We start from the raw sequence: 14,623 nt of genomic DNA on the forward strand, positions 1-14,623 counted from the left end.
GCCAGCCCTGCGTTTTTGTAGCGAAAACTGTTTTGCGTTTCTGGTTTCCGCAATCTTGCCTCACACTTGGGGCGCGAAATAAAAGCAGGGCGAGACGAGAAACGGGAATTTCTCAAACCTTGTTGAAATATCGGGCCACTCAATTGGCGGCCTGGCACTTTGGTGCCCGCGGTGACTGGCCACGGGTAGAGGGACTGAAGATAAAGAAGGGTGAAATGACGGACATAGTTTGCCTTTTGGGTAGCCCGCGGAAGGCGGGCAACAGTGATCTTTTGGCAGAGAGGTTTTGCGCAGCCGCAGAGGTCCACGGCGCACAAACTCAAACGCATTCTCTGCGCGATTTGCGGTTTCAAGGATATACGGAAGCTAACGGTCATATGAATGAATATGGGCCTGACGATGATCTTGGACCTGTGCTTGCCGATGTTGAAGGTGCAGATGTGTTGGTGCTCGCGACACCAATTTACTTCTGTAACATTTCCGGTTTGACCAAACTGGCGCTCGACCGTTTCTTTGCTTTTCTGGTGCCAGATTACCTTACAGCCGAGATCCCCTCAAAACTTGGTCGCGATAAGACTTTGGTTTTTGTTCAGACCCAAGGTGAAAGCGAAGATCACTACACGGATATCCTGGAGCAGTATGCACCAGCTTTTGATAAGCTTGGGTTCACACATCGCTATCTCCTGCGTGCGTGTAATGTAAGAGGGTTTGGTGATATCACCCGCCATACTGAAGCTCTGATGGAAGCTGATCTTTTGGCCCGGCGCATTGTGTTGGGAAATGAAGCATAGCCCTTGGCAATATGAGGTTTCTATCTGGACGTGACACGTGGTGTTTCAGGGTCTTTATTGGCGCGTGTGCGTGCAAAGAAAGCGAATGATTAGTGAAGGCCCAGAATTTCGTTAAGTTTTCTTGCATAAAAGCAAGAATCCCGATTTAAGTGTCAGCCGAACGCGGGAAAACTCGCGAAGCATAAAATGGGGAGACACTCTTGCTAGACTCGCAATCCAGCGATGCGTTTGTCGCATTTGAGCGTGTGCAAAAGAGTTATGATGGAGAGATACTGGTCGTCAAAGACCTGAACTTGTCCATCCCGAAAGGTGAATTTTTGACAATGCTTGGGCCTTCTGGGTCAGGCAAGACAACCTGTCTGATGATGCTTGCTGGTTTTGAGACAGCAACTCATGGCAAAATTCTCCTTGATGGCGTGTCAATTAACAACATCCCGCCGCATAAGCGCGGTATCGGAATGGTGTTTCAAAACTACGCGCTCTTCCCGCATATGACTGTGGCGGAAAACCTGTCCTTCCCGCTAGAGGTTCGCAAGCTGGGCAAATCGGATCGTGAAGCCAAAGTTAAACGCGCACTTGATATGGTGCAAATGGGCGATTTTGGCGGTCGCAGACCTGCTCAACTTTCGGGTGGTCAACAACAGCGTATCGCCCTCGCGCGTGCACTGGTGTTTGAGCCGGAACTGGTTTTGATGGACGAACCGCTTGGCGCACTTGACAAGCAGTTGCGCGAGCACATGCAGTTTGAGATCACCAATCTTGCGCATGATCTTGGCATCACGACAGTGTATGTGACACACGACCAGACAGAAGCACTAACAATGTCAGACCGTGTTGCTGTGTTTGACGATGGCCGTATCCAGCAGATTGATGCGCCCGATGTTCTATATGAAAGCCCCAAGAACAGTTTCGTGGCGCAGTTTATCGGTGAGAACAACACGCTTGTTGGCACTGTCAAAGAGATCAAAGGCGAAATTGCTTTGGTGGAACTTGATGACGGTGAACTGATTGATTGCAAACCTGTGAACGTCAGCGCCGTCGGTGATCGCACACTGGTGTCGATCCGGCCGGAACGTGTGGAATTCGATAAGAACCGCCTTAAGAAGGGCACCCATACAATCAAGGCTGAAGTTCTGGAATTCATCTACATGGGTGACATTTTCCGCACGCGGCTTCGCGTGGCAGGGAACGACAACTTTGTGATCAAATCGCGAAATGCGCCTGATCAGGTACGCCTAACGCCGGGTGAAACGATTGAAATCGGCTGGTTGCCGGAAGATTGTCGGGCGCTGGATGCGCCCTAGAAACTAGAGAATTCGAACTGCTCAAACGGAGGCGGTGCGAATAAACTGAGGCTTTGGATTTTCATCCCGTGAACCGAGGCTCAAAATGTAAAAAACGGGAAGATACTTGGGAGTATGAAATGAAACTGACGACAACACTTATGGCATCGACCGCTCTTGTGGTTGCGGCTGGGTCGGCGTTTGCTGACGGCCATGCCAAAATGGCAGACTCCATGACAGTGGTTTCGTGGGGCGGTGCTTACCAAAAGAGCCAACAGAACGCCTACACCATTCCTTACGCGGAAATGCACGAAGGTCTGGAAGTCATCTGGGACGAAAGCTCTGCAGAGGCTGTGGCAAAGCTGCGGGCGATGGACGAAGCCGGCAGCGTAACCTGGGATGTCGTTGACGTCGTAGCGGCAGACGCGCTGCGTCTCTGCGACGAAGGTCTGGCGATTGAAATCGATCCTGAGAAGGATCTTGCAGCTGCACCTGATGGAACGTCTGCTGAGGAAGACTTTGGTGAGCTTTTGGTCGGTGACTGCTTTATCCCGCAGATCGTTTACTCGACTACATTCGGCTTCCGTACAGATATGGTGCCAGACGGCGTTGAGCCTCCAAGCCAAATCTGTGACGTATTTGACTTGGAGAAGTATCCAGGCAAGCGCTCGCTAGAAAAGCGCCCGATCAACAACGTCGAATGGGCTCTGCTCTGTGACGGTGTTGCCAAGGAAGACGTATATGACGTTCTGGCCACCGAAGAAGGTCAGCAACAGGCGCTCGACAAGCTTTCGACGATCAAAGACAACGTGATCTGGTGGTCCGCTGGTGCCGACACGCCTCAGCTTCTGGCCGATGGCGAAGTTTTCATGGGTTCGACCTACAATGGCCGCCTCTTTGCAGCGATCGAAGAGCAGAAGCAGCCGATTGGCATGATGTGGGATGCTCAGGTGTTTGACCTGGACGGCTGGATCATTCCGGCGAACTTGCCTGAGGATCGTCTGCACCGCGCCATGGACTTTGTGAAGTTTGCGACAGACACGCAGCGTCTGGCAGATCAAGCCAAGTACATCTCGTACGGCCCAGCGCGTGCATCCTCTGCACCGCTTGTTGGTCAGCACGCAGAGTTGGGTATCGATATGGCACCACATATGCCCACCGATCCAAACAACGCCGCGAACACGTTCCTCTATAACTACGAGTTCTGGGCGGACTATCGTGACGACATCGACGCCAAATTCCAGGCGTGGCTGGCTCAATAATTTGAGCTTTTGCTAGAATACCGGGAAGGGCCCATGGGCCCTTCTCACAATAATAAAAGACCGACGGGACAAAGATGAGCGACACCACGCAGACCGGCCCTGTTCTGGCCGCGGACGGCTCACCGCTAAAGCGTAGCCTTTCCCGAACTTTGCGGCGTCAGAAGCTCAGAGCGCTTCTGTTGATTGCGCCTCTGCTGATTTTTGTGCTGGTCACATTCATCGTTCCCATCGTGTCCATGTTATTCCGGTCTGTGGAAAATCAGATCGTTTCGCACACTCTGCCTCATACCGTGGAGGCTCTTCAGGAGTGGGATCCCAACAGTGGAGAACCCCCGAAGAAGCTGTCTATCAGGCCCTCTTTTTCGATATGTTCAAGGCAGCGGAAGCAAAGCGGCATACGCAGGTTGGTAACCGCTTGAACTATGAGCAACCGGGCCTGTCGTCGATGTTCCGTGGCACAGGTCGCAGCCTTGATGACATGGGCGAAGAATTCGAAGATGCGCTTGTAGACATCGACCCTGCGTTCAAAACATCCGAGTTTTGGTTTGAATTGCTTTCCGGCGAAGGGGCTGACTCATTTTTGAAAGACCGCCGCGCGATACTTGCCGCGATGGCCGGTGAGAGCATGCGGGGTGATATCGGTTTTGCACCTTCAGCAGAGTTGCTTGAATTGCTTCCGGCGACCACCGAAGCCTACACAGACTTTGCCATCTGGACGGCCATCGTGGAAGAAGATGTCGTTGCCGAAGAGCGCCCTTGGGAGGCTGTCTATGCTGGTTTGGGTGTTGATCTTCGCTCGGCCGAAGTCGTGCAGCAGATAGCGTCCTACGATGGTCCAGGGGCGTCCGCCCTCAAAGCGGCGGCGGCAAATCTTGATCAACTGCCGCAAGAAAGCTTTCGCGATATGTTCGTGGAGACTGACGAGGATTGGCTTGATACCGAAGGCTGGCGCACGATGGCGCTCTATAGTCCGGACTACACGACAGGCTATTTTCTGAACTCTGTTGATTTGCAGAAAACTATCGAAGGCGTCGAAGCGCGTCCTGAAACACAGCAGATCTATATCAAACTGTTTATCCGCACGCTTTACATGTCTCTGATCATTACGGGGGCATGTATCCTGCTGGGATATCCCGTGGCATGGATCCTTGCGAATTTGCCGTTGCGAACGGCAAACGTGCTGATGATCCTCGTTCTCCTGCCTTTCTGGACCTCACTTCTGGTGCGGACCAGCGCTTGGAAAGTTCTGTTGCAGCAACAGGGGGTCATCAATGAGATTTTGGTCTGGCTCGGGTTTGTGGATGATGCAAACAGACTGATCATCATGAACAATGCGACCGGAACGATTATTGCAATGACGCATATCCTGCTGCCATTCATGATCTTGCCGCTCTATTCGGTGATGAAAACCATTCCGCCCACATATCTGCGCGCGGCAAAATCCCTTGGCGCAACGAACTGGACGGCGTTCTGGCGGGTTTACTTCCCGCAGTCGGTGCCGGGTATCGGGGCGGGTTCGATCCTCGTCTTCATTCTTTCGATTGGCTATTACATTACGCCCGAGATCGTTGGCGGCACTGACGGTGTCTTTATCTCCAACAGGATCGCGTATCACATCTCCAGTTCACTGAACTGGGGTCTCGCTGCGGCGCTCGGTACGATCCTTTTGCTGGTCGTTTTGGCGCTTTACTGGTGTTACGACAGGATTGTCGGCATCGATAATGTGAAGCTGGGGGCTGAGACATGTCTGATCTCAAAGTAAGCATTCCTCGCCCGCCGCTGAATAGTTTCACCTTGCCTCTGACCGCCGTTTTGGGCGCGATGTTCGGATTTGTAGCCGGGAATGTGTACGGCCAACCTTGGATAGGGGCTTTAGGTGGCGCTGTTGTTGGCGCAGTCATGGCCTTTGTCGCGCATGCCATGTCAGACCGCAGAACCGTCACGCGCTGGGGCACAATCGCCGTGCTTGCAATTGCAGGTCTTTTGGCGGGCGGTCTGGGTGCAGCGGTGTCCGGTGTGATCATTGGCGCTGTGATGAGCTGGTTCGCCTATTGGCTCGATTCCGGTGCCTACCGCAAGAACGTTCCGATCTACTACACAGCGGGTCAAACGTTGTGGTACAACAGTTTCCTGTTTATCTGCGGATTGGTATTCTTCTTTCTGATCGCGCCGCTCTTTCCGGTCATGTGGCTGAGTTTTAACGCCGAGGATTTCTTTACCTTCACGCCCGAAATGCTGAACTTTCAGGCCGAGGGGTATTCGCTCAAACACTACCGCAATTTCCTGGGTACTGAAGAGTGGATGACACCGCTTAAAAACTCGCTGATCATTGCGCCTTTTGCGACCTTTATCTCCGTCAGTCTGGGTACGCTGGCCGCCATCGGTCTATCGCAGTCCCACGTACCGGGACGGCAGGCGATCATGGCGATCCTAATCTCACCTATGATCGTGCCGTTGATCATCTCGGCCACGGGCATGTTCTTTTTCTACGCGCCGCTTGGAAACTGGCTTGAGGCGAATCTCAATCTTGATCAGAGGTTGGTGGGGTACATGAAAGTCATCCTGGCCCATGCTGCACTGGGTGTGCCGTTTGTGATCATCACGGTCACGGCGACGCTTGTTGGCTTTGACCGCTCTCTGACACGGGCTGCGGCCAACATGGGCGCGGATCCGATCACCACCTTCTTCCGCGTGCAGATGCCACTCATTCTGCCGGGCGTCATCTCCGGTGGCCTCTTTGCCTTCATCACCTCCTTTGACGAGGTGGTCGTGGTGCTCTTTGTTGGGTCTGCCCAGCAACAGACCTTGCCCTGGCAGATGTTCACGGGCTTGCGCGAACAGATCAGCCCGACCATCCTTGCTGCGGCGACGATCCTGGTGACCGTCTCGATCCTGCTGCTGACAGCGGTCGAGTTGCTGCGCCGCCGGTCAGAACGGTTGCGTGGGCTGAGCCCGGGGTAAAGTAAACTAGAGTTAAAACAAGAAAGGGTGCCGAAGACGGCACCCTTTCTTGTTTATAGCTATCAGAAGTTGCTGAAGGCCTACTCCCGCACCAACACCTCATACCCTTCCGCGATATCGCGCGTTAGAGCACCCACTTCAAAATTATAGTCCCCGATCTGCCCAACCGGCGTCACTTCTGCCGCGGTTCCAGTGAGCCAACACTGCTCAAAGCTTTCCAGCTCCTCGGGCATGATGTGACGCTCGTGCACCTTGACCTGCCGGTCGCGAAGCATGCTGATCACAGTCTGGCGCGTGATCCCATTCAAGAAGCAATCAGGGTCGGGTGTGTGCACCTCGCCATCCTTGACGAAAAAGATGTTGGCTCCCGTCGCCTCGGCCACATAGCCGCGATAGTCGAACATCATCGCATCGGAGCATCCCTTCGCTTCGGCCGCATGTTTGCTGAGTGTGCAAATCATGTAGAGCCCGGCCGCCTTTGCATGGCTTGGAATGGTCTCGGGGCTGGGCCGTTTCCACTTAGAGATATCAAGCTTGGCGCCCTTCATCTTGGCATCCCCATAATAGGCGCCCCATTCCCAGGCCGCGATGGCCAGGCGCACGGGATTGCGTGCTGCGGCGACACCCATATCTTCGCCGGATGCGCGCCATGCAACCGCCCGGACATAGGCGTCGGTGAATCCGTTGGCTTGGAGGACTTCGATTTTAGCAGCCTCAATTTCGTCCACCGTAAACGGGATCTCGAAATCAAGTTGACCCGCGGAGAAATGCAGGCGCTCCGAATGCTTCCGGCTTTCAAAGATCTTGCCGTTATAGGCGCGTTCTCCTTCGAAGACCGAGCTGGCGTAATGGAGCCCGTGCGTCAGGATATGCACATTTGCATCCCGCCATTCGACCAGCTTTCCATCCATCCAGATCTTGCCGTCACGATCATCATACGCTGCCATATCTCTTCTCCATAGGCGGTAGTCTTTGCATTTGTTGCGTAGAATATGTCCGCAACGGACATAAAATTGCGCAGAAACTGAGAATCGCTACCAGTTAGACCTTGGAATGTCAACAAGGCTGACGTATCTTGACTTTGGATAGTGAAAGTTGTGGCCGGAATTCCGATGGCAGATGTACAAAGCGGAGAGAACCTGCTGTTCCTGACAGACGAACAGCTGCGGCAGGGTATCGAAGCGATGTTCTTTGCGTATCGTGGGTTTACCGCCGATCCCGATCTCATTCTAACTGAACTGGCCTATGGGCGTGCACATCATCGCGCCATTCATTTCATTGCACGCAGACCAGGTACAACGGTCAGCAACCTTCTCAGCATTCTGGGTGTGACCAAGCAATCACTTAACCGCGTTTTGCGTACACTGATTGATGATGGCTTGGTCAAGAGTGAAAAAGGTACGATCGACAAACGAGAACGACACTTAACCTTGACCGATCCCGGGCACGCGCTTGAACAACGGCTCTCGGATGCGCAACGCGCACGCATGCGTTCTGCTTATCGTGCCGCGGGACCCACAGCAGTTGCTGGATTTCGACAGGTTCTGGAGGCCATGATGGACCCGGAACTTCGACGCAAATATAGAGCCATGAGAGAGACAGATACATGAGCGACCCTGCGCCTCATCTTTTGATCGTCGATGATGACGAACGCATCCGGGATCTTCTACGCAAGTTTCTGGATCGCCATGGATTTTTAGTTTCCATTGCCCGCGATGCTGACCACGCGCGTCGGGTGCTGTCAGGCTTGGAGTTTGACCTCATCGTCATGGATGTGATGATGCCGGGGCAAGACGGTGTTGCATTTACGCGGGCGCTGCGAGAGAGCATCACTACACCTATTCTGCTTTTGACGGCCAAAGGCGAGACTATGGACCGGATCAAAGGCCTTGAAGCCGGAGCCGACGACTATCTACCCAAGCCGTTTGAGCCCAAGGAACTGCTATTGCGGATCAATGCAATCCTTCGCCGTATGCCAGACCCCGAACCTGAACATGTGACACCCAAAGTCCTGAACATGGGGCCTGTACGGTTCGACATCGAACGCTCTGAACTGATGCGTGGAGAGGAACTTGTGCGTCTGACGGCAACCGAAATTCAACTGATGCGGATATTTGCCGAAAATCTCCGGGAGCCTGTGAGTCGAACGAAACTGGTTGAAGACCTTGGCCGCGACAAGGGTCAGGCGCAAGAGCGTGCAGTAGATGTTCAGATCACGCGCCTTCGACGCAAAATTGAAGCAGACCCAAAACAGCCGCGTTATCTACAAACCGTCCGCGGAGAAGGCTACATGCTGGCTCCGGACTAGGTTCCGCACTTTGAACCTTCAAGACAGTTGGGCTTCGTAAGTTCAACAAAGCGGTGTTCTTTGTGTCTGAAAGTGCCGTGTGACCTTGATAGACTCAGTTTCCGACTGTATCTGACCATCTATGATAAAGGTTTTTGACATGGACGACCGCGCGCGCCTGCCTTGGCGGTTTTTTGGCGCAACAATGACTGTGCTGGCACGCCTTTAGGCTGCCTGCCCTCTGTCGCCTTTCGTTTCACACATCAATGGGAGAGGACCAATGTCCCCCAAAACACTCTATGACAAAATCTGGGATGCGCATCTGGCGCATGAAGCCGAAGATGGCACCTGCTTGCTTTATATTGATCGCCACCTTGTCCATGAAGTCACAAGCCCACAAGCTTTTGAGGGTCTGCGTATGGCGGGTCGTAAAGTGCGAGCGCCGGAGAAAACAATCGCCGTGCCTGATCACAACGTACCGACCACGCCTGGTCGCGAAGATCCAAAGAATATGACCGAGGATAGCGCCATTCAGGTGGCGGCGCTCGATAAGAACGCCAAGGATTTTGGTATTCACTATTACCCGGTCTCCGACGTGCGTCAGGGCATCGTGCATATTGTTGGTCCTGAACAGGGCTGGACCTTGCCGGGCATGACAGTCGTCTGCGGAGACAGTCACACGGCGACCCATGGCGCATTTGGTGCCTTGGCTCACGGCATTGGAACTTCTGAGGTAGAGCATGTTCTGGCCACTCAGACTCTGATCCAGAAGAAATCGAAGAATATGAAGGTGGAGATCACCGGCAAATTACGCCCCGGTGTGACCGCGAAAGACATCACTCTATCTGTGATCGGCAAGACCGGCACAGCCGGTGGCACGGGCTACGTCATTGAATATTGCGGTGAAGCCATTCGCCATCTGTCGATGGAAGGTCGGATGACCGTCTGCAACATGGCCATCGAAGGCGGCGCGCGCGCTGGTCTGATTGCGCCGGATGAGAAAACCTTTGAATACTGCAAAGGCCGCCCGCATGCGCCCAAAGGTGCGCAATGGGAAGCGGCTCTGAACTGGTGGAAAACGCTCTATTCGGATGATGACGCGCATTGGGACATGGTTGTAACCATCAAAGGCGAAGATATTGCACCTGTTGTCACTTGGGGCACGTCGCCTGAAGATGTTCTTCCAATCACGGCCAAGGTTCCATCACCGGATGACTTCGAAGGTGGCAAGGTCGGAGCAGCTCAGCGCAGCCTTGACTATATGGGTCTAACCCCTGGCACGCCTCTCTCAGACATCGAAATTGACACGGTCTTTATTGGATCTTGCACAAATGGCCGCATTGAAGACTTGCGCGCTGCTGCCGAAATCCTGAAAGGTAAGAAGATCAAAGACGGCTTGCGGGCGATGGTTGTTCCGGGGTCCGGGCTTGTTCGTCTTCAGGCCGAAGAAGAGGGCTTGGCCGACATTTTCAAAGAAGCAGGATTTGAGTGGCGGCTTGCGGGTTGCTCCATGTGTCTGGCGATGAATCCGGACCAACTGTCGGAAGGTGAGCGTTGTGTATCGACCTCCAACCGAAACTTCGAAGGGCGGCAGGGTTACAAGGGCCGGACACACCTCGTATCTCCGGGCATGGCTGCCGCTGCTGCCATTACAGGCAAACTAACAGACGTGCGGGAGATGATGTAATGGACAAGTTTGAAACGCTCACTGGGATCGCGGCGCCGATGCCGCTTGTGAATATCGACACAGACATGATCATCCCCAAGCAATTCCTCAAGACGATCAAGCGGTCCGGACTGGGAGCGAACCTGTTTGACGAGATGCGATTTGACCGGCAAGGCAACGAAGTTTTGGACTTTGTACTCAATCAGGCTCAATACAGAGAGACAGAAATCCTTGTGGCCGGTGACAATTTCGGCTGTGGCTCCAGCCGGGAACATGCGCCTTGGGCGATTAAGGATTTTGGGATCCGCTGTGTGATATCGACGAGCTTTGCCGATATCTTTTACAACAACTGTTTCAAGAATGGCATTCTGCCCATCGTGCTTCCGCAAGAGCAGGTTGACGTGCTGATGAAGGACGCTGAAAAGGGCTCCAATGCGCGTATGACCATCGATCTTGAGGCGCAGACCGTGACTACATCTGATGGAGAAGTCTTCACCTTTGAAGTTGACCCCTTCAAGAAACGTTGCCTTCTCGAAGGGCTCGACGACATCGGTTTGACCATGGAAAAAGTCAGTGCAATCGATAGTTTTGAAGCACAGGCAAGTGCCGCACGACCCTGGGTTTAGAGCCTAAAGATTGTAGATAGGGCCAGTCTTGGTTCCTGAATCGGCAAAAAACAGCGCGCAAAAGACGGATTGTTAACCGTTTTTTGCGCATTTTTTGTGGTTCTCATACGTTCTTCAACAACATCTGGTATACTGCTACTAGAGCGCCCCAGTTCTGTTCCGAAATTGATGCAATCCAGCACCACAAGCACCATCAATTTGCCGGAAATACTAAGTCTATTTGTCCCGAGTCTTGAGCAAGAAAGCGAAAAAAGGCAGAAATTGGGCAATATTGAGGCAAGCCGTCATATTTGGCGGTCCCAGCATTGGAGCACAGGCGCAGCACAGAAACGCGTCGGTCCAGTCAAAAGGGAAATAGTAGTGGTTTCTAGGTTTATCAGCGCTCTGTCGCGGGCCGTCTTGGTGGTGCTCCTCATGTTGGCGCCCGCTTTGATATTGCCGACGGTTGATCCGGATACGGCGCAACTGGTTGTTGTCGTCGCACTTCTTTTTGCGCTCTTGACGTTCATCGAATACTTTGGCCGCTACCCAAGCATCGTCGAGTTTCGTTTCGCTGCACCTTACAATCGTATGAAGTTTCTGGTTCTGGCAATCGTTGTGGTGTGGTTGTCGTTTGTGGCCCGAGGCCAGGTTCAGCCAAGCGCGCTCACTCTGATCTTGACGTATTTCGGACAAATCATTGGCAATGCAGTCGACTTCCCGTTCTCGCCCGTGCGCTTGCCGGTTCTGCTGCTGCCGTCTGAAACTGATCCGCAGTTAGTGAACGCGGTGCGGACGTCAGCCGGAGTAGCCTATTCTGCGTCGCTCGTGTTGGTGCTGTCCTTTGTTGTTTTGGTGCGACTGTTCGGCTGGCCCATGCGGAACGGCGCATTCAATGTCTGGGTCAATCTGCCTTTGTTCGATCCGACGCGAGGAGGCGACATTGTTGAGCGTCTGAAAAGAGATGCGTCTCTTAACATTGTGTTAGGAGCTCTTCTGCCATTCTTACTCCCGGCGGTTATCAAGGCTGTGGCCCTGTTGTTTGGTACTTTGGCCGTGGATAGTCCGCAGACGCTGATTTGGATGACAACTATATGGGCTCTTTTGCCGGCCAGTATCTTGGTAAGAGGTGTCGCTCTCTTCCGTGTAGCCGAGCTCATCGAAGAAAAACGTCGCCGTGTATATGCCAAGGCTCAGGCCGAGGGCTTGCAAGAGGCCTGATCTTTTTTGCTTTTTTCATGTTGCTCGCGCCGCTGTCTGCAGAGGCTCAGGGAAAGCTTCGTATTGCCACCTACAACACCGAGCTTTCGCGCGATGGTCCGGGCCTGCTTTTACGCGACATTGTTTCGGGCCAAGATGAACAGGTTGAAGCCGTCGCTCAGGTGATCGCGACAATTCAACCAGACGTCATTCTTTTGCAGAATATTGACTATGATCATGATTTGATGGCTCTGAACGCTTTGCGTGAGCGCATAGCTGTACACGGGCACAGGATGCTTCGTACTTATATGCGACCACCAAATACGGGTATCGCAACCGGCTTTGACATGAATGGCGATGGCCATGTCGAGCTACCCAAAGATGCTCAAAGTTATGGTGAGTTCGAAGGGCAGGGTGGGATGGCCATTCTATCTCGTTTCGAAGTCCAAGAGACCACTGTCCAGGACTTCAGTTGTGTTCTGTGGCAAGATGTACCAGGCGCGCTTCTTCCCGAGATAGAACATGGCCCTTTCCCTTCGAAAGAAGCTCTTGCTGTGCAGAGGCTTTCGAGCACAGGACACTGGATTGTTCCGATCAATACCGAAAGCGGGCCGATCCACCTTTTGGCATTTCATGCCGGGCCGCCCGTGTTTGATGGGCCAGAAGACCGCAATGGCCGACGCAACCATGACGAAATTGTCTTTTGGCGGCACGTCATGGATGGGACGATGGGCGAGGGAACTGAGCCATTTGTTGTTTTAGGTAATTCGAACTTGGACCCGCTGGACGGTGACGGGAGAAAAGAGGCGATACATAGCCTGATCACGGATCCACGCCTTCAGGATCCGCGGCCGAGGCGTCAATTACTAGCCCAACGAATTGAGGGTCAATTGGGCGACCCAAACTTGCACACTGTCGCTTGGCCATTGGATGGTCCAGGGCACAAGCGTGTTAGCTACGTACTGCCTGACAGCTCTCTTTCTGTTCTGGCATCTGGGGTCTATTGGCCACGGGAAGACAGTTTAGCAGGCGAAATCGCCGCCAAGGCGAGCCGTCACAGATTGGTTTGGGTCGATGTAGCCTGGGACTGATTTTCGCAATGCCCTTTCAACCGAAAAAGCCCCACTTTTCTTGACCCTTCCAACGCTTCGATATAGGCGAGTCGCGAAAACCAGTCATGAGAGAGAACACGCAATGAGCACCCCTTCGCTTCTAATTCTGCCCGGCGACGGCATTGGCCCCGAAGTGATGATCGAAGTCCGCAAAGTCATCGATTGGTTTGGTGCAAATCGCGGTATGAATTTTGATGTAAGCGAAGATCTTGTGGGCGGTGCCGCCTACGATGCGCATGGCACGCCGTTGCATGACGATACCATGGCCAAAGCCCAGGAGGTGGATGCCGTTCTTCTTGGGGCTGTCGGAGGTCCGAAATACGATGATCTGGATTTCTCGGTTAAGCCCGAACGTGGCCTTTTGCGCTTGCGTAAGGAGATGGATCTTTTCGCCAACCTGCGCCCCGCACAATGCTTTGACGCGCTGGCCGATTTCTCATCGCTGAAAAAAGACGTCGTCGCGGGCCTCGATATCATGATCGTGCGTGAACTGACCTCGGGCGTCTATTTCGGAGAGCCACGTGGCATCTTTGAAGAAGGCAATGAGCGCGTCGGCATCAACACCCAACGCTACACCGAAAGTGAGATCGACCGCGCGGCGCGCGCCGCCTTCGAACTGGCTCGCAAGCGCGGTAACAAGGTCTGCTCTATGGAGAAGGCCAATGTGATGGAAAGCGGCATCCTATGGCGTGAAGTCGTGCAGAAGGTGCATGACGAAGATTACCCGGATGTCGAGTTGAGTCACATGTATGCCGATAACGGCGCGATGCAGCTGGTTCGTGCGCCAAAGCAATTCGATGTGATCCTGACAGACAACCTCTTTGGTGACATCTTGTCAGACTGCGCCGCGATGCTGACCGGCTCGCTCGGCATGCTGCCCTCTGCATCGCTGGGCGCCCCTATGGCCAATGGTCGTCCCAAGGCGCTCTATGAGCCTGTGCACGGATCCGCGCCAGACATCACAGGGCAAGGCAAAGCCAATCCAATTGCCTGTGTTCTCAGTTTTGCGATGGCGTTGCGCTACAGCTTTGATCAGGGGGACGAAGCCACGCGTCTGGAGCAAGCGGTTGAGAAGGTTCTGGCCGATGGTGTGCGCACCGCTGATCTTTTGGGGGAAGACGGTGTGTCGCCTGTGTCTACATCAGAAATGGGTGACGCAATTGTCACGGCGCTAACCGCTTCCCTTTAAGTTGTCCATTTTTTGACAAGGTTCTTCTGTGTCGCGTCATGCGATGTAGAAGGACTTTTTGTACCCTAAAGCGTTTCGACTTCAACCTGAGACACCAGTGAAAGGCGAAACGTGTGCGACGATTGGGTGTCGCGCGGCGTTTCTCGATCATCCGTGACTCAGGTTTATCGCGAAACGCTTCAGATACGCGCTTGCCGCTACCACGTTTAGGCGCCCCAAAACATGAGAAATCACCTGCCGAATTCTCCAAAAACGAAATTTCAAACC

The 14,623-nt window shown here is 53.5% G+C and carries 12 protein-coding genes and 1 pseudogene; 12 read left to right on the forward strand and 1 reads right to left on the reverse strand.

The features are described from left to right. The first annotated feature begins 215 nt into the window (after positions 1 to 215). The 5 genes and pseudogenes from RZS32_RS08300 (at position 216) to RZS32_RS08320 (ending at position 6,297) form a co-directional block, all read left to right on the forward strand. On the forward strand, positions 216 to 791 hold the full coding sequence (locus RZS32_RS08300) for a flavodoxin family protein (RefSeq protein ID WP_317056529.1): 576 nt from the start codon (positions 216 to 218) through the stop codon (positions 789 to 791). Positions 792 to 991: 200 nt separating this feature from the next. Continuing rightward, the gene (locus RZS32_RS08305) at positions 992 to 2,095 is read left to right on the forward strand and encodes an ABC transporter ATP-binding protein (RefSeq protein WP_317056530.1); all 1,104 of its coding nucleotides are present in this window, start codon (positions 992 to 994) and stop codon (positions 2,093 to 2,095) included. Positions 2,096 to 2,214: 119 nt separating this feature from the next. Then, positions 2,215 to 3,336 (forward strand): extracellular solute-binding protein, encoded by a 1,122-nt coding sequence (locus RZS32_RS08310; RefSeq protein ID WP_317056531.1) that lies wholly within the window; start codon positions 2,215 to 2,217, stop codon positions 3,334 to 3,336. A gap of 74 nt (positions 3,337 to 3,410) precedes the next feature. Next, positions 3,411 to 5,098: pseudogene (locus RZS32_RS08315) on the forward strand (ABC transporter permease). Beyond that, complete coding sequence (locus RZS32_RS08320; RefSeq protein WP_317056533.1) at positions 5,080 to 6,297, forward strand: ABC transporter permease; 1,218 nt, start codon at positions 5,080 to 5,082, stop codon at positions 6,295 to 6,297. The pseudogene RZS32_RS08315 and the gene RZS32_RS08320 overlap by 19 nt, the downstream one beginning before the upstream one ends. Positions 6,298 to 6,377: 80 nt before the next feature. Here RZS32_RS08320 and RZS32_RS08325 read toward each other — a convergent pair whose 3' ends face one another. Then, a complete protein-coding gene (locus tag RZS32_RS08325; protein WP_317056534.1) occupies positions 6,378 to 7,244 on the reverse strand; it encodes a branched-chain amino acid aminotransferase in 867 nt (288 codons plus the stop codon). Between the two features lie 165 nt (positions 7,245 to 7,409). On the opposite strand from RZS32_RS08325, the gene RZS32_RS08330 reads away from it, so the two are divergent. The 7 genes from RZS32_RS08330 to leuB all read left to right on the forward strand — a co-directional run bounded on the left by RZS32_RS08330 (position 7,410) and on the right by leuB (position 14,356). Continuing rightward, positions 7,410 to 7,907 carry a MarR family winged helix-turn-helix transcriptional regulator gene (locus RZS32_RS08330; RefSeq protein ID WP_317056535.1) on the forward strand — a complete coding sequence of 166 codons (498 nt, stop codon included), beginning with the start codon at positions 7,410 to 7,412 and terminating at the stop codon, positions 7,905 to 7,907. Next, positions 7,904 to 8,605 (forward strand): response regulator, encoded by a 702-nt coding sequence (locus RZS32_RS08335; protein ID WP_317056536.1) that lies wholly within the window; start codon positions 7,904 to 7,906, stop codon positions 8,603 to 8,605. Before RZS32_RS08330 ends, RZS32_RS08335 begins: the two co-directional genes overlap by 4 nt. A 259-nt stretch (positions 8,606 to 8,864) precedes the next feature. Beyond that, a complete protein-coding gene (leuC, locus tag RZS32_RS08340; protein WP_317056537.1) occupies positions 8,865 to 10,271 on the forward strand; it encodes a 3-isopropylmalate dehydratase large subunit in 1,407 nt (468 codons plus the stop codon). After that, complete coding sequence (leuD, locus tag RZS32_RS08345) at positions 10,271 to 10,876, forward strand: 3-isopropylmalate dehydratase small subunit (RefSeq protein ID WP_317056538.1); 606 nt, start codon at positions 10,271 to 10,273, stop codon at positions 10,874 to 10,876. The genes leuC and leuD overlap by 1 nt, the downstream gene beginning before the upstream one ends. A gap of 168 nt (positions 10,877 to 11,044) precedes the next feature. Further along, a complete protein-coding gene (locus RZS32_RS08350) occupies positions 11,045 to 12,076 on the forward strand; it encodes a hypothetical protein (RefSeq protein WP_317056539.1) in 1,032 nt (343 codons plus the stop codon). Positions 12,077 to 12,093: 17 nt separating this feature from the next. Continuing rightward, on the forward strand, positions 12,094 to 13,146 hold the full coding sequence (locus RZS32_RS08355) for an endonuclease/exonuclease/phosphatase family protein (protein WP_317056540.1): 1,053 nt from the start codon (positions 12,094 to 12,096) through the stop codon (positions 13,144 to 13,146). A 103-nt stretch (positions 13,147 to 13,249) separates the two neighbouring features. Beyond that, the gene (gene leuB / locus RZS32_RS08360) at positions 13,250 to 14,356 is read left to right on the forward strand and encodes a 3-isopropylmalate dehydrogenase (protein WP_317056541.1); all 1,107 of its coding nucleotides are present in this window, start codon (positions 13,250 to 13,252) and stop codon (positions 14,354 to 14,356) included. Positions 14,357 to 14,623: the final 267 nt, after the last annotated feature.

The organism is Roseovarius sp. W115 (assembly GCF_032842945.2).
Taxonomy (GTDB): Bacteria; Pseudomonadota; Alphaproteobacteria; order Rhodobacterales; family Rhodobacteraceae; genus Roseovarius; species Roseovarius rhodophyticola.